The following is a 19,129-nucleotide window of genomic DNA, read 5'->3' as shown; positions in this document are numbered from 1 at the left end:
GAGGAAAACCTCACGAATGAACCCGACACCCCAAGGTCCGCATCTTTCCCGCCGTCAGGCGCTGATCGCGGGAGGCCTTTCCGGACTTGGCCTGGCGTTGCTTTCCCAGGCCGCAGCAACAACCGCATTTTCAAAGATTGGAGACATCACCATGATCACTTTCACCACAAATGACGGAGTTGAAATCTTCTACAAGGACTGGGGTAAGGGACAGCCGATCGTGTTCTCCCACGGCTGGCCATTGTCGTCGGACGCCTGGGACGCACAGATGCTCTTCTTCGGCCTGAACGGATATCGGGTCATCGCCCATGACCGCCGGGGACATGGGCGTTCGGCTCAACCCTGGGACAATAACAACATGGACCGCTATGCCGACGACCTGGCGGAACTGATCGAGCATCTGGATCTGCGGGACGTCATCCTGGTTGGTCATTCGACTGGCGGCGGCGAGGTTTCGCACTATGTCGGACGGCACGGGAATGATCGTGTGGCGAAAGTCGTGCTGGTCGGCGCAGTGCCGCCTCTGATGCTGAAAACCGCCGATAATCCGAACGGTACACCGCTTGAGGTGTTCGACGGAATCCGCGAGGGGACGGCTTTGAACCGCTCGCAGTTCTTCCAGGACCTGACGGTCCCCTTTTATGGCTTTAACCGCGACGGGGTCGAGGAAGTGCAGGGCCTGAGGGACAGCTTCTGGCTTCAGGGCATGGCCGGCAGCATCAAGGGGCAGTACGACAGCATCCGGGAATTCTCGGAAGTGGATTACACGGCTGATCTGAAAGCGATCCGGCGGCCGACCCTCATCGTGCACGGTAGCGACGACCAGATCGTGCCGATCGAGGCATCGGCGCATCGTGCGGCCGAAATTGTGCAGGGTGCTGAGCTGAAAATCTACGAAGGCGGTGGGCACGGTCTGGCCCAGTTGCAGGCGGCACAATTCAACACCGATGTTCTGAATTTCATCCGCGCTTAAGCCGGGCTGGATCTTACGAAGAGAACAAACAAAAAGGGCCGGCGCATGCGCCGGCCCTTTACTCTGTCGTGTCCCGCGTCAGGTCAGGCGACGGCCTGGCCTTCCTTGCGCAGGTGATCCAGCGCCCGGTCGAGGCCACGCCGGAAGCATGCGAACATCTCGTCGATCTGGGGCTCGGTGATGATCAGTGGCGGACAGAAGGCAACGCTGTCACCGATGGCGCGCAGCATCAGGCCTTCCTCGGTCGCCAGATTGGCAACCATCGGGCCGACGCCGGCGGAAGCCTCGAACGGCTTCTTTGTCGCCTTGTCCTGCATCACCTGGATGGCGCCCACAAGGCCGACACCCCGGGCTTCGCCAACCAGCGGATGGTCGGCGAAGGCGCGAATGCCCTTCTGGAAGTGCGGGGCAACGCCCTGCACCTTCTCCATGATGTTTTCCTCGTCGTAGATCTTCATCGTCTCGAGGGCGACGGCAGCGCAGACCGGATGGCCGGAATAGGTGTAGCCGTGGCCGAAGGCGCCGAGCTCGGCGCTGGCCTTCTTCACCGGCTCGTAGACCCGGTCATTGATGATGGTCGCGGAGATCGGCAGGTAGCTGGAGGACAGAGCCTTCGCGCAGACCAGAATATCGGGTTTCATGTTGAAGGTTTGCGAGCCCCAGTAGTTCCCGGTCCGGCCAAAGCCGCAGATCACTTCGTCGGCGACCAGCAGGATATCGTACTTGTTGAGGACCTTCTGGATCTTCTCGAAATAGGTCTTCGGCGGAACGATGACGCCGCCGGCACCCATGACGGGCTCGGCGAAGAAGGCGGCAACCGTGTCCGGACCTTCCTCGATGATCAGGTTCTCGAGGCTGTCGGCGAGGCGGGTCGCGAAATCCTCTTCGCTCTCACCCGGATTGCACTTCGAATAGTGGTGCGGCTCGTCCGTGTGGATGAAGTTGGCGATCGGGGCGTCGAAACCCCGATGGTTCATCGACCGGCCGGTCAGGCTGGCGGCGGCGAGGGTGATGCCGTGATAGCCGTTCACCCGGCCGATGATCTTCTTCTTGTGATGCCGGCCGAGCGCGTTGTTGTAGTACCAGATGATCTTGATCGCGGTGTCGTTCGCTTCCGAGCCGGAATTGTTGAAGAACACCTTGGACATCGGCACCGGCATCTTGGAGATCAGCTGCTCCGCCAGATCAATGCTGGGCAGGTGCGCCTTGTGCGCGAAGGTATGATAGTATGGCAGGGTGTCGAACTGCTTCATGGCAGCCTGTTTCAGGCGCTCGGAATTGAAGCCGAGCGAGGTCGACCAGAGCCCGGCCATGCCCTCGATATATTTTTTTCCAGAATCATCGTAGACATAGATGCCTTCCCCCCGGTCGATGATCATCGGGCCCTTTTCTTCATGGGCCTCGAAGTTCGTGTAGGGATGCAGCACATATGCGACGTCTCGCGCCGCCGGTGAATTCGGCTGAAAGGTCATGACGATTCTCCTTCGGGAACGGCGCTGAACAGGCCGTGGGGACTGCAGGCAGCATAGCATGCCAAATGGGCTTGAAAAGCCCGTGACCAGTTCGACAAAGAAATCATAGTGATGCCAAATTACCGCACATGTTGCTGCGTGCTGAAGCATAGGTAAAGCGCGACCCCTGCAATTTCGCGTTGTACGTTTCTGTGCCGTTTTCTGCGGGGTTGGCGAACATCAATGTCATTGACGCCACCAGGACGAGAGGCTTTTATGCATCAATCCCGGCAATTGTTTTCGTCGGGCCGTGCCCTGGCCGCGATCCCGACAATCAAGAAGGGTCTGCACCGGGCGCGACAGAGGCATCATTGGGGAGCTTTCCATGCGTAAAGCATTCACCGCCCTTGCGGTCGCGGCAGCTGTTGTCGCTTCCGGAGGTTTCGCTGAGGCGAAGACCTTTAAGTGGGGCTTTCAGACTGACACCACATCTCTCGATCCGCATGCTCACAACGTGACCTTCACCCTCGGTTTCCTCGGAAACATCTATGAGGGCCTGGTCCGTCGCGATGCGGATCTGAAGTTCGAACCGGGTCTTGCCACCAAGTGGGAAAACCTTGAGCCGACCCGCTGGCGGTTCCATCTCCGCAAGGGCGTCAAGTTCCATAACGGGAACGACTTCAACGCGGACGACGTACTCTTCTCCTACGAGCGGACGAACAACGAGGACGCCAACCTGCGCGGCCGCGTCGTCGGTATCACGGAAGTCGTCAAGATTGACGATTACACGGTCGACTTCATCACCGAGAAGCCGAATCCCATCATCTATTACGAGTGGGATACCTGGTTCATCATGGACAAGGAGTGGTCCGAGGCGAATGGCGCCACCACCCCGACGAACATGTCCAAGGGTGTCGAGAGCTACGCCGCGCACCATGAAAACGGCACAGGCGCTTTCACCATCACCGAACGCCAGACCGATGTTAAGACCGTCTTGGTTCCGTTCGATGGCTGGTGGGACAAACCGCAGCACAACTTGACCGAAGTCATCATGACCCCGATCAGTCAGGACGCGACCCGCGTCGCGGCGCTGCTCTCGGGAGAGATCGACATGGTCTTCCCGGTTCCGGTCCAGGACATCGACCGGGTGAACAAGAACGGCGGTACCAGCGTGCTGGTCGGCCCGGAACTGCGGACCATCTTCCTGTTCTTCGACATGTTCCGCGACGAGCTGCTCTATTCCAACGTCAAGGGCAAGAACCCGTTCAAGGACCTCAAGGTCCGGCAGGCGATGTATCACGCGATCGATATCGAGGCGATCAAGAAGAAGATCATGCGCGGTCTCTCCGATCCCTCCGCGATCATGATCTCGCCGAAGCTGTTCGACAGGTCGGAAGGCTTCCAGCGTCTGCCGTACGATCGTGACAAAGCCAAGGCCCTGCTGGCCGAAGCCGGCTATCCGGACGGGTTCGAGACCCGGATGGACTGCCCGAACGACCGCTATGTCAACGACGAGCAGATCTGCCAGGCAATCGTGTCCATGCTTGCCAAGGTCGGTATCAAGTCCACCCTGGTGGCGCAGCCGAAGGCGAAGTATTTCGCAGCCATCGCTCCGAAGGGCGGCAGCGACTATGCGTTTGGCCTGCTTGGCTGGACACCAGGCAGCTTCGATTCCTGGAACGTGATCTGGAATCTGCTCTCCACCCCGACTCCGGACAAAGGCCGTGGCCTCTATAACTACAGCGGCTACAGCAATGCACGGGTTGATGAGTTGGCTGAGTTGATCGGTGTTGAGACGGACAAGGCAAAGCGCGATGCATTGATCGAGGAAGCTTTCCAGATCACCACGAACGATGTTGCGACGATCCCGCTTCATCAGCAGGCCCTGGCCTGGGGCAAGCGCGACAACGTCGAGCTGAGGCAGCGGGCTGACAACCAGTTCCGCTTCTATTACGTCAACGTGAAGTGATTCACTGGCGATAATCAGGTGCGGGCCGGTCCTCTGGACCGGCCCCTGCCTTTATGAGAGATCTGCTAACTTGCCGGAAAGCGTGACCGTTTATGGTTGCATTCATACTTCGTCGGCTGGCTCAATCCATTCTCGTGATGCTTGTGGTCAGCCTCGTCGCCTTTTTCATGTTCCAGTTTCTCGGCGATCCCGTGAACCAGATGGTCGGTATCGACACACCTGAAGCGGAGCGCGAAGCCCTGCGCGAACGGCTCGGCCTGAATGATCCGTTGATCATTCGTTTCGGCAAGTTCGTCGTGAACGCGGCGCAGCTCGAATTCGGGTTGTCGTATCAGCATAAGTCGCCGGTTACGGACCTGCTGCTCGAGCGTTTGCCGGCAACCATTGAACTGAGTGTGGTTTCCGCCATAATCGCCTTTGCGCTGGCACTGCCGGCTGGCGTTTACACAGGACTCTACCGGAACCGGTGGAGCAGCAAGGCGATGCTGACCCTCTCATTGGTCGGTATATCTGTGCCGACCTTTCTCATCGGTATTCTCTTTATCTATCTCTTCGCGGTTGTGCTCGGCTGGCTGCCGTCTTACGGACGCGGCGACGTTGTGACGCTTCCCGGCGGCTGGACAACCGGCCTGCTGACGGTCAGCGGCCTCAAGGCAATCGTCCTGCCAGCCCTGACGCTCGGACTTTTTACCCTGACCCTTATCATGCGGCTGATCCGGGCTGAAATGCTGGAAGTGTTGCGGACGGACTATATTAAATTCGCTCGCGCGCGCGGGCTTACGAACCGGGCAGTCAATTTCGGCCACGCCTTGAAGAATACGATGGTACCGGTGATCACGGTGACCGGTCTTCTGCTCGGCAACCTGATCGCTTTCGCGATCATCACCGAGAGCGTGTTCCAGTGGCCGGGAATGGGACGCCTGTTCCTGCAGTCCATCCAGGAAGTCGATCTGCCCGTCATGTCTGCCTATCTGGTCATGATTTCGTTCCTTTTCGTCGTTCTGAACCTGATCGTCGATATTCTTTATTACGTCGTTGACCCGCGCCTGCGCGTTGAAGGTCATGGCGGCGGACATTGAGGGCCGAGATATGACTGATACAACCTCGCTCAAAGTGACACCCTCGAAGCCGAGCCTGCTGTTTCGGATCTGGGATCACGAGCTCTGCTACAGCTTCAGGAACTCGCCCCTGACCGTCGCGGCCGCTGTGGTTACGCTGCTGCTGATTCTGGCGGCGGTGTTTGCCGGTGTGATCGCGCCGCATAATCCCTACGATCTGGCCTCCATCGACCTGATGGACTCCGAATTGCCCCCGGTCTGGGTGGAAGATGGCGACCCGCGTTTCCTGCTCGGCACGGACAATCTGGGCCGCGACATCTATTCCACAATCTTGTATGGCATGCGCATCTCTCTGCTGGTCGGATTCGCAAGCGTCGTCTTTTCCGCTGTGATCGGTATCTCGGCCGGCCTCGTCGCCGGATATGTCGGCGGAAAGGTGGATGCAGTGATCATGCGGATCGCAGACATCCAGCTTTCCTTCCCGACCATCCTGATCGCCCTGCTGATCGACGGGATCATGCGCGGCATCCTGGACCGGGAACAGCATGACGCCATGATCATCCCGGTGCTGGTGCTCTCCATCGGTATCTCCAACTGGGTGCAGTATGCCCGTACCGTGCGTGGCTCGACCCTGGTGGAGCGGAACAAGGAATATGTCCAGGCGGCCCGGATCATCGGCCTGCACCCGATCCTGATCATGATCAAGCATGTACTGCCGAACGTGATGGGGCCGGTGCTGGTCATCGCCACGCTGGGTCTCGCCTTCGCCATTCTGACGGAAGCGACCCTGTCATTCCTCGGTGTCGGCATGCCGCCGACCGAGCCGTCGCTCGGCACCCTGATCCAGATCGGGAACGACTTCCTGTTTTCCGGAGTCTGGTGGATCGCGATCTTCCCGGGGATGACGCTTGCGATCCTCGTTCTCGCCGTCAATCTCCTCGGAGATTGGCTCCGTGATGCCCTCAACCCGAAGCTGCGCTGATGTCGAAACATCTTCTTGAAGTCAGAAACCTCCGTATCGATTTCCCGACGCGGAAGGGGATTCTGACAGCCATCGACGATGTGTCCTTCCATATCGACGAGGGCGAAGTGCTCGGCGTGGTCGGGGAATCCGGCGCCGGAAAATCTCTCACCGGGGCGGCCATCATCGGCCTGCTGGAGCCGCCGGGACGGATCTCCGGCGGCGAGATCGTCATGAACGGGCGGCGGATCGACAATCTCGAATACGAGGAAATGCGGAAGATCCGAGGCCGGGAGATCGGCGCGATTTTCCAGGACCCGCTGACCAGTCTGAACCCGCTCTATACGGTCGGACGGCAGCTCACCGAAACAATCATGACCCATACGGACATGACGCCGACGAAAGCCCGGGAACGGGCGATCGAGTTGCTGACCGAGGTCGGCATCCCGGCGCCGGAGACACGGGTCGACCAGTATCCGCACCAGTTCTCGGGCGGCATGCGCCAGCGCGTCGTCATCGCACTCGCGCTGTGCGTCAATCCGAAGCTGGTGGTGGCGGATGAGCCGACCACCGCGCTCGACGTCTCGATCCAGGCGCAGATCATCGCGCTCTTGAAGAAGCTGTGCCGGGAACACGGGACGGCGGTCATGCTGGTGACCCACGATATGGGTGTCATCGCCGAAACCGCCGATCGCGTGGCCGTCATGTATGCCGGACGGATTGCCGAGATCGGCCCTGTCCGCCAGGTCGTGAAGCAGGCCAAGCATCCCTATACCGAAGGCCTGATGGGCTCGATCCCGATGATCGGACACACCGACGAGAAGCTTCGCCAGATTGAGGGTTCCATGCCGCGGCTGACCAGCATCCCGACCGGCTGCGCCTTCAACCAGCGCTGCCCGAAAGCCTTCGATCGTTGCTTTAAGGAGCGGCCGGATACGATCGCGGTGGATGGAACCGAGGTAGCCTGCTGGCTCTATGACAAGGAGGCGGCCCATGTCTGATGCGACGACCGCCAAGAAACCTGCCGTGGCGAAAGAAACCTTCGAGACCATTCTCGAAGTGAAGGGCCTGAAGCGCTATTTCGACGTTTCCGCACCCTGGCTGAACCGGGTCCTGGAAGGGGCGCCGGAGCAGATCCTGAAGGCTGTCGACGGTATCGATTTCGCCATCAAGCCGGGGGAGACCTTCAGCCTGGTCGGCGAGTCCGGCTGCGGCAAGTCAACGGTGGCGAAGCTGATCGTCGGCCTGCACGGGCCGAGCAGCGGGTCCATCGAGTTCGAGGGCCGGGACATCGCCAACCTGTCCCGCAAGCAGATGGGGCCGATCCGCCGCCGCCTGCAGATGATTTTCCAGGATCCCTATGCCAGCCTCAATCCGCGCTGGAAGGTCCGGGACATCATTGCCGAGCCGATCCGCGCCTTCGGCCTGGCGGACAGTCCGGACGAGGTGCTGGAGCGGGTCGGGCAGCTGCTCACCCAGGTCGGTCTCTCGCCCGTCGACGGCGAGAAATATCCGCATGAATTCTCCGGCGGTCAGCGCCAGCGGCTGTCCATCGCCCGCGCCCTTGCCAGCGAGCCGGACTTCCTGGTCTGCGACGAGCCGACATCGGCGCTCGATGTGTCGGTGCAGGCCCAGATCCTGAACCTGATGCGGGACCTGCAGAAGAAACTGGGGCTGACCTATCTCTTCATCAGCCACAATCTCGCCGTGGTCTGCCATGTCTCCGACCGGGTCGGCGTGATGTATCTCGGCCGGCTGGTCGAGGTCGCGCCGTCGGATATCCTGTTCACCCGTCCGCGCCATCCCTACACGCGGATGCTGCTGGACACGATCCCGGATCTGGAAATGTCCGGCCGCGAGCGGATGCCGGTTGCAGGCGAGGTCCCAAGCCCGATCAACCCGCCATCGGGCTGCGCCTTCCATCCGCGCTGCCCGTTCGCGAACGACCGCTGCAAGAGCGAGCGCCCGGAGCCCCGGCCGCTGGCCGACGGCGCCGTTGTTGCCTGTCACGGTGTCGAGGAGGGCCGGGTGCCGGACGATCCGATCATGGCCAAGGTGCCGGTGCCGGAAGGGCTGAACGTCTAGAAAAAAGCGCGACGGCGTCGCGTTCCCTGTCATCCGCATGAAAAAGGCCCGGGCGGTTTCGCCCCGGGCCTTTTCTCTGTCGCAAAACGTCAATCAGCCGCGTTGGCCGGCTATTTCGCGTAACCGATCCCTTGCAGCGCTTCCTTGATCTCCGGCAGGATCGACGCGTCGTCGATGGTTGCCGGCATCGGGTAGGTCTCGCCGTCGGCGATCTTCTGCATGGTGCCGCGCAGGATCTTGCCGGAGCGGGTCTTCGGCAGGCGCTGGACGATGGTGGCCTGCTTGAAGGCGGCCACCGGGCCGATGCGGTCGCGGACCATCTGCACCAGTTCCTTCAGGATCTGCTCCGCCGGCGTGTTCACGCCGTCCTTCAGCACAACGAAGCCGAGCGGGACCTGGCCCTTGAGCTGGTCGGCAACGCCGATCACGGCGCATTCGGCGACGGCCGGGTGCCCGGCCAGCACCTCTTCCATGCCGCCTGTGGACAGCCTGTGCCCGGCGACATTGATGATGTCGTCCGTCCGGCTCATGACATAGAGATAGCCATCCTCGTCCATATAACCCGCGTCACCGGTCTTGTAATAGCCGGGATAGTCCGCGAGATAGCTTTCAACGAACCGGTCGTCATTCTGCCAGAGCGTGGGCAGGGAGCCCGGCGGCATGGGCAGCTTGATGGATATGGCGCCGATCTCACCGCGCTTCATCTCCTTGCTGGCCTCGTCGAGGATCTGCACGTCCCAGCCGGGCACCGCCCGGGTCGGAGAGCCGGCCTTGATCGGCAGCAGCTCGATACCGATGCAGTTGGAGGCAATCGGCCAGCCGGTCTCGGTCTGCCACCAATGGTCCACCACGGGAACCTTCAGCTTCTCCTCGCACCAGTGCAGCGTGTCCGGATCGCACCGCTCGCCTGCCAGGAACTGGGCCTTGTAGTGGCTCAGGTCATACTGCGCGAGCAGCTTGCCGTCCGGGTCTTCCTTCTTGATCGCCCGGATCGCTGTCGGCGCGGTGAACATGGTGCTGACCTTGTGCTCGGCGATCACCCGCCAGAAAGCGCCGGCGTCCGGCGTGCCGACCGGTTTGCCCTCGTACAGCATGGTGGTGCAGCCGTGGAACAGCGGCGCATAGACGATATAGGAGTGCCCGACCACCCAGCCGACGTCGGACGCCGCCCAGAAGACCTCGCCCGGGTCGACGCCATAGATGTTCTTCATCGACCATTTCAGGGCGACGATATGGCCGCCGGTCGACCGGACGACGCCCTTGGGCACGCCTGTGGTGCCGGAGGTGTAGAGGATATAGGCCGGGTCGGTGGCGAGCACTTCGGCGCAGGGTGCCGGCGCGGCGCCCTCATGCGCGGCGTTCCATTCTATGTCCCTGCCGGGGGTCAGTTTGGCCTCCGCCATCGGGCGCTGATGGATGATGCAGTGATCCGGCTTGTGCGTCGCCATCTCGATGGCGCCGTCGAGCAGCGGCATGTAGGCGACGGTCCGGCCCGGCTCGATGCCGCAGGAGGCGCTGACGATCAGCTTCGGCCTGCAATCGTCGATCCGTTTTGCCAGCTCGTTCGAGGCGAAGCCGCCGAACACCACGGAATGCACCGCGCCGATCCGTGTCGCGGCCAGCATGGCGATCACGGCTTCGGGAATCATCGGCATGTAGATGATCACCCGGTCGCCATAGCCGAGGCCGTATTTCGTCAGCACGCCGGCAAAGGCGGCGACCTTGTCGGTCAACTCGCTGTAGGTGAAGCTCTGCTTCGTGTCCGTGACCGGGCTGTCATAGATCAGGGCGGCCTGATCGCCGCGACCTTCCTTCACATGCCGGTCGAGGGCGTTGTAGCAGGTATTGGTCACACCGCCGGGATACCAGCGGTAGAAGGGCGGCTTGCTGTCGTCGAGCACCCTGTCCCAGCGCTTGAACCAGAAAACATCGTCGGCCGCCGCGCCCCAGAATGCTTCCGGGTCGTCGAGAGAATGCCGGTAGACCTCGTCAAACTGGCCCATATCCAGAGCCTCCCTGAAATCGTTTTATCGTGTTTCTCTGACTGCATGGTCGATGGCCGTGGAGGGCAAATCAAGTGCCGGATTGCCACATCCGGCACCACGCCGACGGCAGCATGTCAGCCGCTCAGTATTTTCCCGAGAATCCCTTTCTTGCGGCCGGTCCGGCTGGTCTCGTCGGCCAGCCGTTCCGCCTGCAGGTCGTGTTCCTGCGCCTGCAGCAGTTCGATCCGGTCGCGCCGGATGAAGCTCTCGACCCCGCGGCCCTGGAACAGGGTGAGGCCGCGTGCCAGCAGATCCGGGATCACGGCATCGTCGACGCAGTTGAACATGATGATCCGTTCCGGGCCGACCGCGGCAACAGCGGCAGAGAAGGCGGCCCATTCCGGCGCGCTGGCCGGCGTCAGATGCCGGTCCCACATGATCTTCAGATAGGCGAAGCGCTCCGTTGGCACCTCGAGTTTCGGCAGGGACGTCCAGCGGATGCCGTCCAGCGCAATGGGAAAGTTCTCGTGCTCGAGATCTCCCACCATGCGGTCGAATTCGGCCCGTTCGTGCAGGGCCTCGACATAGGGCACTTCAAGAATGATGCGATTGCGGGAGGTCATCGGAATGGCGGAGAAGGCCTCGTCGAGTTCCCTTTCGATAACCACCGTGCTGTTGACGTTCACCGTGTAGGTCTTGCGCGCCTTGAGACGATCGTCCACCAGATGGTCGAGCATGCGGATATCGACGACTTCGATCACTTTCTCGAAAAGCCAGGGATTGGCCCGGATGTCCTGCCCGAACATGTCGTCGAGCGCGTCGATGGAAACGGTGAGCGCGCTGGCCAGCGAGACCGGGTGATGCGGGTCGGACAGATTCCAGATGGTCTGCTCGCGCACCAGATTGGCGATATCGGCATTCCGCAGCGACTCGAACAACCGCATGAAACTCTCGAGTTCGCCGCTGTCGCGGTTGGGTTGCCGTGTCCTGGCCGCTTCCGCCATCAGTTTGCGGCAGATTTTGGCAATCTTGTCGGATTCGGTCGCGAGCCGGAGTTCCTGGTGGCGGGCGCCGCCGCGGCCGCTGCGCTTCAGGAAGGCATCGAGCTTGTCGACCGCGAAGACGGCGAGATGAGCCTGTTCGTCCGGCGTGACGATGGCGACAATATGGTGAGACAGCCGGTACATCCGGGATTTTCCGTCTTTGGGTGCCACGTCAATGCGCGCGATCAGCGTCCGGAAGAATATCGGATCGCTGATATGCGGGATGGATGACAGGTCGATCAGGATGACGGTCCGACCGGCGCCGCGGGCCGATGCGTCTTCTGTCAGAGCCAGGAGCTCCGCTTCTTCGGTCTGCATGCGCGCGCCAATCCCGTTTGTCCGCCGAGAGTCTGCCCGAGGAATGCCCCGGATGGCAATCGCGGGCATTGATCTAGAACAGGAAAGCCCGACCCGCGGCAACGCTGGCCGTGCCGACAGCAACGGCGACAAGCGGGTTGGCGCCGAGCAGGGAGAGGGCGGCGACCGAAACCAGGGCCGCACGTTCCAGCCAGCCGGAATGCCAGACCGTTGGTGCCAGGATCGCGACCAGAACGGCCCCGGGTATGGCCGCGAGCCAACGGGACACGAAGCCGCCTTCCGGGACCCAGCGCATCATCAGGAAGCCGCCGATCCGGGTGAAGTAGGTCACCATCCCCATCAGCAGGATGGCGATCATGGCGGTCCAGTCGAAGGCGAGGTAGGGGGCGATGGATTCAGCGTTCACGGAGCAGCCCTCCGACCAGGGAGCCGGCAATGCCGCCGATCACCACATGAGCCTCACCGGGGACGTACTCGTTTGCCAGAATGGCGCCGGCGGCAGCCACGGCCCAGGGCAGGATCTGCTTCCGCCCGGTCCAGATCGGCTTGATCATGATGACGAAGAAGGCCGGCAGCAGGACATCGAAGGCGAGCGCTTTCGGGTCGAGAGCGGCGCCCAGAGCGTGCCCGAGCCCGGTGCCGAATATCCAGGAGAACCACAGCGCCATACCGGAGCCGAGAAGGATCCCGGCATCCGTCGATCCCTTCCGCCGCTCCGCGATCGCGACAGCCCAGTTGGCATCCGTCAGGAAGAAGAAGCTGAGCCAGGTCAGGCGCCGCGGCAGAGGCGCGAACCACTCCCGAAGTGACGCCCCCATCAGCAGCATGCGGGAGTTGATGCCAAGTGTGGTGATGGCGATGATCAGCAGCGGCAGCGGGTCCTGCCAGAGATCGATGATCGCGACCTGGGAGGCGCCGGCGAAAACGACGCCGCTCATGGTGACGGCCTCGATCCAGCTCATGCCGACATTGCGCCCGATCACACCGACAGCGACTGCGAAGAAAAAGCCGCTGACGGCGATGGGCCAGATCAGGACCGCGCCCGAGCGCATGCCGCTTGAAGTAAAGGTTGTCATCGCCATTCCCACCAAATGCCGGCTAGATGTGCGTCCGGCGGCGGGGCAGGTCAAACGAGAATTTGTTGCGATGCAATTAGCGGGGCTAACGCCCGGCCATCAGCCCGCGAGTTTCTGCATCACCAGGGTCGGCGCATCGTGCCGTACCGCCCGCTCGGCGCGCGGCGTGCGCCCGAAACATTCACGATAGCATTTCGAGAAGTGGCTGGCGGAAACGAAACCGCAGGCCAGCGCCACCGACAGGATCGACATGCTGGTCTGGGCCAGCAGCTGGCGGGCACGCTGCAGGCGCAGGTTGAGGTAGTAGCGGGTCGGTGTGCTGGAAAGATATTTCCGGAACAGCCGCTCCAGCTGCCGGGTGGACAGGTTGGCCTTGTCCGCCAGCGCGGTCTGGCTCAACGGCTCTTCCAGATTGGCTTCCATTTCGGCAATCACATTGATCAGCTTCGGGTGGCTGACACCGAGGCGGGCCCGCAATTCCATGCGCTGGTGATCGTGCGGCTCGCGGATGCGGTCATGGATGAACTGCTCGGACACCTCGTTGGCCAGTTTGAATCCATGCTGCTTGGCAATCAGATGCAGCATCATGTCCAGCGCGGCGGTTCCGCCGGAGCAGGTGAAACGGTCGCGATCAATCTCGAACAGATCAGAGGTGACGTCGATTTCGGGAAATTCTTCGGTGAAGCCGCCGAGATTCTCCCAATGGATGGTGCAGCGGCGGCCTTCCAGCAGGCCCGCCCGGGCCAGTACGTGCGCGCCGGTGCAGACGGAACCGATCACGGCACCCTGCCGTGACAGCCGGCGCAGGGCGCCGAATACCCGGTCGTTGCGATAATGCTGGGCGTCGATGCCGGCGGCGACGACCACCGCATCGGAAGTGTTCAGATCATACAGCGTGCCGACCGTCATCACCTCAATGCCGTTGCTGGCCTGCACGGGTTTGCCGTCCTCGCTCAGCACGCGCCAGTGATAGAGCGTCTTTCCGGCCATCCGGTTGGCGGAGCGCAGAGGCTCGACGGCTGCCGTAAAGGGAAGCAGTGAAAAGTTAGGCGTCAGAAAAAAATCGACGGTGAGCGGGACATCATTTGGGTCGTCGAACATATTTGGCCATACACTCCGCCGCACGGGTTTCCGCTTGTTTCCCGGCCCGTCATTTTTGTCGTGAAAAGGATAAAGCCAAGTCGGTGCCCGGGAGCAATGAAAATAAGGTGTTGGTAGATGTTTTCGCTTGGCTCGCCCCGTAGCCATGTCGAAATTGGGACACTAGGTCGGGAATAGACGAATTCAATGATGGCCCGGAGATCAGCGGTGAGAGTTCCATGAGCTTGTGCGAGAAAATCGCGGCTGCGCTCGCGCGCCACGGGCTGCTGCTGCGCGGCGGATTTCATCCGGAAGCGCAGGAAATGGCGCTTGCCGAGGGCGAATCAGTCGGCACGGTCTTGCTCGCCGGCAATGCCGGGCCGGGCATGTGGGAGGCTTTCTCCGCACAAATGCCTGCGGGGGTGGACCCGCTGGATCGCTGGAGCGGAGAGGTGCTGGGTGCCGTGGCCCGACAGTTCGGTGCTGAAGTGGCGCTGCCGTCCGACGGCCCGCCCTACCGGCCGTTCCAGCAATGGGCGATGCGGGCCGAGCCGGTTTTCCCGTCCCCGATCGGTATCCTGATCCATCCCGTCTACGGTCTCTGGCACGGTTACCGGGGTGCCTTGTTGTTCGAGCGGGTGCTGGATCTGCCGGACAAGGACATGTCGGCGAACCCCTGCGACAGCTGTACCGCGCGGCCCTGTCTCACAACGTGCCCGGTCGGGGCGTTCTCTGGGCGGGGGTATGACCTGCAGGCATGCCGCAGGCATCTGCGGTCCGGTGCGGGAGATTATTGTCTCGACGGTTCTTGCCTGGCACGCCAGGCCTGCCCCGTAGGCCGGGATTATGCCTACGGAGCAGGTCAGGCGGCCTTTCACATGGCGGCCTTTGTGTAGCGCCTCAAGCTCAATGCTAGCTGTAGTAGGGTGAGCTCAGGTCGCGGCTTGCGTCAGCGGCCGGCGGGGCCTCGAAGATTCGCGCATAATAGGCTGTATCGAGGCGCGCTGTTTCGGCCGGAAAATCCTCGAGAGCGAACCGTTGCGCATGCTCGACGGTTTCGAAGGCGTAGAATCCGCCGATGCTGTTATTGTTCAGTCCGCTCAGCCAGGTCTTGTTCAGCAATCCCGGCTGGTTCTTCAGGATGGGGTTACGCTTTCGCCATGGGGCCTGCTCGAACGGAAGACTGAGCTGCAACTCCGTGTAGACATAGGCGCCGGGGGCTTGCTCGGCGATCCCGCCGAAATAGGGCGACCCCATTTCTGCGCTCGCTTCGGCGACACCCTCCGCATCAAACACCCGGGTTGTATGGGTGACGCCAAACCTGCGTGTTTCCGTCGGGAAGTACCCGGTTACGAATGTCTTGGCGTTCTCGACAGAATCGAAGCTGTAGAACCCGCCGAGCGATTGCGTGCCCAGACCGAACAGCCACGTCTTGCTCAGGAAGCCGGGTTGCTGCCGGATGACCGGATTGACTTGGCGCCATGGGCCCTGGTCGAACGGTACTGAAATCTGGAGTTCCGTGTAAACGAAGGCATGTGGGGGCATCTTGATCTCCGATGTTGATGATTGGGCGTGTCCGGTTCCGGGCCGCAATATCGCGCTGCCGATGAGGGGTGCCGTTGCTGTCGCAGCCATGCCGCCGGCGAGAATTTCGCGCCGGGATGGATGCCGTTCGGGTCTTGGTGGTCGGTCTGCTTCCTTCATGAAATTCTCCAAAATAACGATCGTTATATAACGGTCGTGATGTTATCTATGACGAAGGTCGCAGCGAGTCAACTATTATATAGCGATCGTTATTTTCGCTGGAGCGGCGGCATGAATGCGCGCAGGGACGAGACGAGGAAAAAGATGCTGGCCGCGGCCAGTGCCGGATTCAGGGCGCATGGCTATGCCGGGATCGGGGTTGATGGAATTGCAAAGGCCGCCGGAGTCACGTCCGGGGCGTTCTATGCGCATTTGAAGTCGAAAGACCGGGCTTTCGCCGCGGCGTTGGAACTTGGTCTGGACGAGGTCCTGGACGGCATCCGGCAGTTCCGAGATGAGCATGGAGCCAAGTGGCTGGAGGCCTTCGCCGACTATTATCTTGGCAAGCCGCATCGCGCGGACCTCTCCTGCGGCTGTGCCATGGCAAGTCTGTCGCCGGAGGTAGCGCGAGGACAGGGGGATCTGCATCAGGCCTATGCGGACAGGATGAACCGGATCGTGGACCGGATTGCGGAAGGGCTGGCCGGCGGTGACCATGCCGACCGGCGTGCGCGGGCCTGGGCTTTCCTGACCGGCTTGATCGGCGGGCTGACGATGGCACGGGCGGTCGGGGAAGATGGACCGGCGGAAGAGATTGCCGCTGCGGTGCGTCGTGCCGCCCTTGTGGCCGCGGGGCCGGCCAGATAGCAAAACGGCCGGTCATATGACCGGCCGTTTGTCATTCTGATAAACTTGAATCAGGGTACTTCGGAAAGCGATTCGAGCTGGGATTCCGGCGGGGCGGCAGTACCGCCGGCCTTGGTCACGGCCTGATCCAGATCGGTCTGCGAACAGAGGCCGAGCAGCACCGGATGACGGGCTGTGATGTTCTGGGAATTCCAGTGCGTGCGGTCACGCACCTTGTTGATCGTGTCCTTGGTCGTGCCGACCAGTTTCGCGACCTGGACGTCCTTCAGTTCCGGATGGTGCTTGACCAGCCAGGCGATGGCGTCCGGCTTGTCGCCGCGCTTGGAGACCGGAACGTATTTCGGTCCCTTGGAACGGGCTTTCGGCTGCGGCAGCGTGCTGACCAGAATTTTCATCCGGTAGGACGTGTCTGCCTCGGCCTTGTCGATTTCGCCGCGGGCCACTTGACCGTTCTGCAGCGGATCAATGCCCTGGATTCCGGAACTGACCTCGCCGTCGGCGATCGCCTGGACTTCGAGGGGATGCAGGCCGCAGAAATCGGCGATCTGTTCGAACGACAACGCCGTATTGTCGATCAGCCAGACGGCCGTCGCTTTCGGCATCAGCGGATTCGCCATGATATCTCCTTTGAAGCACGTTATCCGACTACCGTGAGGATGACGGATCCGTTCTTTCTTGGTTGTCTGAAATGTTCTGAATGGTGGTTATATAGAGCAAGTTACGGAACGATCCAATCAGTAAGTCTCCGTAAAAAGAAGGTGGCTTGAACAGGGATCGCGGCGAAACCGGATAACGGGAGAGGTGCAGATGACATTCGAAGACCTGGAACCGAAGAACGTAACCCGCAAGCCGGTCGACCTTTCGACCTGGAACCTTGAGGATCTTGCGCTTTATATCGAGAACATGAAGGCTGAAATCCTTCGCGCGGAAGCGATGATCGAGGAAAAACGCTCGATTTCATCGGCTGCCGAGTCGCTGTTCAAGCGTTAGGCGCAGACCAGCCTGATCTTGCGGCGCACCGCGATAAACTGTATCGCCAGAGTGACGCAGCAACGCATGAACATAAGGACAGGCTCATGAAGGGCAGGACGGCAGTCGTCACGGGATCGACCAGCGGAATCGGCGCGGCCATGGCGGCGGCATTCGCGGCCGAAGGCGCGAATATCGTCATCAACGGGCTGGGGGACGCAGCGGAGATCGAGAAATCACGGGCCGCCCTGGCGTCGGCCCATGGTGTCGAGGTGATCTATCACGGCGCGGACATGACCAGGCCGGAAGAGATCGAGGACTTGATCCGGGCGGCCGAGAAGCGGTTCGGTTCCGTCGATATTCTCGTCAACAATGCCGGTATCCAGCATACCGACCCGATCGAGGCCTTTCCGGTAGATCGTTGGGATGCCGTGATCGCGATCAATCTTTCCGCCGCCTTCCACTGCATGCGCGCGGCCCTGCCCGGCATGCAGGCGCGGGGCTGGGGGCGGATCATCAATGTGGCCTCGGCACATGGTCTGGTCGCGTCGGCCAACAAGTCCGCCTATGTGGCGGCAAAGCACGGGATCGTCGGCCTGACCAAGGTCGCGGCCCTGGAAAACGCCCAGCGCGGCGTCACCTGCAATGCCATCTGCCCGGGCTGGGTGAAGACCGCGCTGGTGATCGCCCAGATCGAGGCGCGTGCGGAGGCCAATGGCACGAGTGTCGAGCAGGAAACCCAGGCGCTGCTGCTGGAAAAGCAGCCGTCCGGGCAATTCACAACAGTCGAGCAACTCGCCGGCGCCGCCGTATTCCTGTGCGGCGATGCCGCCAGCAACATGACGGGCACGACCGTGACGCTCGACGGCGGCTGGACCGCGCAGTAACGCTCCTCCGGCATGGCCCGGATTGATCGAAAGGGCCCGGCCATGAAGGGCAGGACAGTGATCGTCACCGGCTCCACCAGCGGGATCGGGGCCGCGCTGGCCGAGGGTTTTGCCGCCGAGGGCGCGCAGATCGTCCTGAATGGTCTTGGGGAGGCCGGGGCGATCGAAACCGCGCGGGCGGCGCTGGCTTCACGCCATGGCGTCGAGGTGATCTATCACGGCGCCGACATGGCCCGGCCGGAGGAGATCGAGGATCTGGTGCGAACGGCCGAGACACATTTCGGCGCTGTCGATATCCTCGTGAACAATGCCGGCATCCAATATACCGAAGTGATCGAGGCGTTCCCGGCCGAACGCTGGGATGCGCTGATCGCAATCAACCTGACGGCCCCGTTTCTGGCGATGCGGGCGGCCTTGCCGGGCATGAAGCGGCGCGGCTGGGGGCGTATCGTCAATATTGCGTCCAACGCGGGACTGGGCGGTTCGATCCGGAAATCGGCCTATGTCGCGGCCAAGCACGGCGTCGTCGGCCTGACCAAGGTCGCCGGCCTGGAAACTGCGGGGACGGGGGTGACCTGCAATGCGATCTGCCCCGGCTGGGTGAAAACGCCGCTGGTCGATGTACAGATCGAGGACCGGGCGAAAAGGGACGGGACCAGTATCGCGCAGGCAACCTATGACCTGCTGATCGACCAGCAGCCGTCCGGCCGCTTCACCACATGCGGGCAGCTGAGCGGAGCCGCCCTTTTCCTGTGCAGCAGTGCCGCCGACACCATGACAGGGACCACGCTGACGCTGGATGGCGGCTGGATGGCGTCCTAGAGCCCGAAAACAAACACCCGCCGAAAATTCGGCGGGTGCAACTTGATCCTGATTTCTGTAT

The 19,129-nt window shown here is 61.7% G+C and carries 19 protein-coding genes; 11 read left to right on the top strand and 8 right to left on the bottom strand.

All coding sequences use genetic code 11. The annotated features are described in order from the left end of the window. The first annotated feature begins 16 nt into the window (after positions 1-16). Positions 17-973 carry an alpha/beta fold hydrolase gene (locus RH950_RS08600; protein ID WP_502889749.1) on the top strand — a complete coding sequence of 319 codons (957 nt, stop codon included), beginning with the start codon at positions 17-19 and terminating at the stop codon, positions 971-973. A gap of 83 nt (positions 974-1,056) precedes the next feature. Here RH950_RS08600 and RH950_RS08595 read toward each other — a convergent pair whose 3' ends face one another. Further along, a complete protein-coding gene (locus tag RH950_RS08595; RefSeq protein WP_350055707.1) occupies positions 1,057-2,445 on the bottom strand; it encodes an aspartate aminotransferase family protein in 1,389 nt (462 codons plus the stop codon). A 364-nt stretch (positions 2,446-2,809) separates the two neighbouring features. Here RH950_RS08595 and RH950_RS08590 point away from each other — a divergent pair, with 364 nt between their 5' ends. From RH950_RS08590 to RH950_RS08570, 5 genes are all read left to right on the top strand, one after another. Continuing rightward, positions 2,810-4,393, top strand: coding sequence for an ABC transporter substrate-binding protein (locus RH950_RS08590; protein WP_350055705.1), 1,584 nt, complete (start codon positions 2,810-2,812; stop codon positions 4,391-4,393). A gap of 92 nt (positions 4,394-4,485) precedes the next feature. Then, complete coding sequence (locus tag RH950_RS08585; RefSeq protein ID WP_350055703.1) at positions 4,486-5,472, top strand: ABC transporter permease; 987 nt, start codon at positions 4,486-4,488, stop codon at positions 5,470-5,472. Between the two features lie 10 nt (positions 5,473-5,482). Beyond that, entirely contained in the window at positions 5,483-6,433 is a 951-nt protein-coding gene (locus tag RH950_RS08580) for an ABC transporter permease (RefSeq protein ID WP_350055701.1), read from the top strand. Then, complete coding sequence (locus RH950_RS08575) at positions 6,433-7,413, top strand: ABC transporter ATP-binding protein (RefSeq protein ID WP_350055699.1); 981 nt, start codon at positions 6,433-6,435, stop codon at positions 7,411-7,413. Before RH950_RS08580 ends, RH950_RS08575 begins: the two co-directional genes overlap by 1 nt. Continuing rightward, positions 7,406-8,497, top strand: a complete 1,092-nt coding sequence (locus RH950_RS08570; RefSeq protein WP_350055697.1) for an ABC transporter ATP-binding protein — start codon at positions 7,406-7,408, stop codon at positions 8,495-8,497. Before RH950_RS08575 ends, RH950_RS08570 begins: the two co-directional genes overlap by 8 nt. Before the next feature lie 110 nt (positions 8,498-8,607). Here the strand turns inward: RH950_RS08570 and RH950_RS08565 are convergent, their stop codons facing one another. From RH950_RS08565 to RH950_RS08545, 5 genes are all read right to left on the bottom strand, one after another. Continuing rightward, a complete protein-coding gene (locus tag RH950_RS08565; RefSeq protein ID WP_350055695.1) occupies positions 8,608-10,500 on the bottom strand; it encodes a propionyl-CoA synthetase in 1,893 nt (630 codons plus the stop codon). A 116-nt stretch (positions 10,501-10,616) separates the two neighbouring features. Next, entirely contained in the window at positions 10,617-11,843 is a 1,227-nt protein-coding gene (locus RH950_RS08560) for a hypothetical protein (RefSeq protein WP_350055693.1), read from the bottom strand. Between the two features lie 73 nt (positions 11,844-11,916). Then, a complete protein-coding gene (locus tag RH950_RS08555) occupies positions 11,917-12,249 on the bottom strand; it encodes an AzlD family protein (RefSeq protein WP_350055691.1) in 333 nt (110 codons plus the stop codon). Next, a complete protein-coding gene (locus tag RH950_RS08550; RefSeq protein ID WP_350055689.1) occupies positions 12,239-12,919 on the bottom strand; it encodes an AzlC family ABC transporter permease in 681 nt (226 codons plus the stop codon). The genes RH950_RS08555 and RH950_RS08550 overlap by 11 nt, the downstream gene beginning before the upstream one ends. Positions 12,920-13,018: 99 nt before the next feature. Then, on the bottom strand, positions 13,019-14,020 hold the full coding sequence (locus tag RH950_RS08545) for a GlxA family transcriptional regulator (protein ID WP_350055687.1): 1,002 nt from the start codon (positions 14,018-14,020) through the stop codon (positions 13,019-13,021). Between the two features lie 218 nt (positions 14,021-14,238). Here RH950_RS08545 and RH950_RS08540 point away from each other — a divergent pair, with 218 nt between their 5' ends. Further along, complete coding sequence (locus RH950_RS08540; protein ID WP_350055685.1) at positions 14,239-14,895, top strand: ferredoxin; 657 nt, start codon at positions 14,239-14,241, stop codon at positions 14,893-14,895. A gap of 16 nt (positions 14,896-14,911) precedes the next feature. Here the strand turns inward: RH950_RS08540 and RH950_RS08535 are convergent, their stop codons facing one another. Further along, complete coding sequence (locus tag RH950_RS08535; RefSeq protein WP_350055683.1) at positions 14,912-15,544, bottom strand: YdhR family protein; 633 nt, start codon at positions 15,542-15,544, stop codon at positions 14,912-14,914. Between the two features lie 270 nt (positions 15,545-15,814). On the opposite strand from RH950_RS08535, the gene RH950_RS08530 reads away from it, so the two are divergent. Continuing rightward, positions 15,815-16,390 carry a TetR/AcrR family transcriptional regulator gene (locus tag RH950_RS08530; protein ID WP_350055681.1) on the top strand — a complete coding sequence of 192 codons (576 nt, stop codon included), beginning with the start codon at positions 15,815-15,817 and terminating at the stop codon, positions 16,388-16,390. Between the two features lie 50 nt (positions 16,391-16,440). Here the strand turns inward: RH950_RS08530 and RH950_RS08525 are convergent, their stop codons facing one another. Continuing rightward, entirely contained in the window at positions 16,441-17,007 is a 567-nt protein-coding gene (locus RH950_RS08525; protein WP_350055679.1) for a DUF1013 domain-containing protein, read from the bottom strand. Positions 17,008-17,197: 190 nt separating this feature from the next. Between RH950_RS08525 and RH950_RS08520 the strand changes: the two genes are divergently transcribed. The 3 genes from RH950_RS08520 to RH950_RS08510 all read left to right on the top strand — a co-directional run bounded on the left by RH950_RS08520 (position 17,198) and on the right by RH950_RS08510 (position 19,068). Continuing rightward, positions 17,198-17,380 carry a DUF1192 domain-containing protein gene (locus RH950_RS08520; protein ID WP_350055677.1) on the top strand — a complete coding sequence of 61 codons (183 nt, stop codon included), beginning with the start codon at positions 17,198-17,200 and terminating at the stop codon, positions 17,378-17,380. An 86-nt stretch (positions 17,381-17,466) separates the two neighbouring features. Next, entirely contained in the window at positions 17,467-18,246 is a 780-nt protein-coding gene (locus RH950_RS08515; RefSeq protein WP_350055676.1) for a 3-hydroxybutyrate dehydrogenase, read from the top strand. A gap of 42 nt (positions 18,247-18,288) precedes the next feature. Then, on the top strand, positions 18,289-19,068 hold the full coding sequence (locus RH950_RS08510; protein WP_350055674.1) for a 3-hydroxybutyrate dehydrogenase: 780 nt from the start codon (positions 18,289-18,291) through the stop codon (positions 19,066-19,068). Positions 19,069-19,129: the final 61 nt, after the last annotated feature.

The organism is Nisaea sp. (genome assembly GCF_040217065.1).
Classification (GTDB): Bacteria; Pseudomonadota; Alphaproteobacteria; order Thalassobaculales; family Thalassobaculaceae; genus Nisaea.
This window is presented reverse-complemented; position numbering and strand designations above follow the sequence as displayed.